The organism is Pseudomonas sp. 10C3 (genome assembly GCF_036346185.1).
In the GTDB taxonomy this organism is placed as follows: domain Bacteria; phylum Pseudomonadota; class Gammaproteobacteria; order Pseudomonadales; family Pseudomonadaceae; genus Aquipseudomonas.
Genome location: NZ_JASJVE010000185.1, coordinates 1 through 217, shown reverse-complemented (window position 1 = coordinate 217; position 217 = coordinate 1). Strand labels below are relative to the sequence as shown.

At 59.4% G+C, this 217-nt stretch carries 1 pseudogene; it reads left to right on the top strand.

Features of this window, described 5'->3' with window-relative positions:
- Window positions 1-126: pseudogene (locus QN399_RS26570) on the top strand (hypothetical protein); the annotation flags it as partial.
- Window positions 127-217: the final 91 nt, after the last annotated feature.

The following is a 217-nucleotide window of genomic DNA, read 5'->3' as shown; positions in this document are numbered from 1 at the left end:
CTCGCGGATCTGGGCCTGATGCTCTACGATTACCTGAATAATATCGCCGGGCGCGGGGACCTTAAGGACGAGCCGAAAACGCTCACCGCCAAAGATGCGGTGAGTATGCTGCAAACCCGTTTGAACCTGTCTCTTATACACATCGTGGTATTGCGTGTTGTGGGTTTAAAAAAAAAAGGGGGGGGGGGGGGGGGGGGGGGGGGGGGGGGGGGGGGGG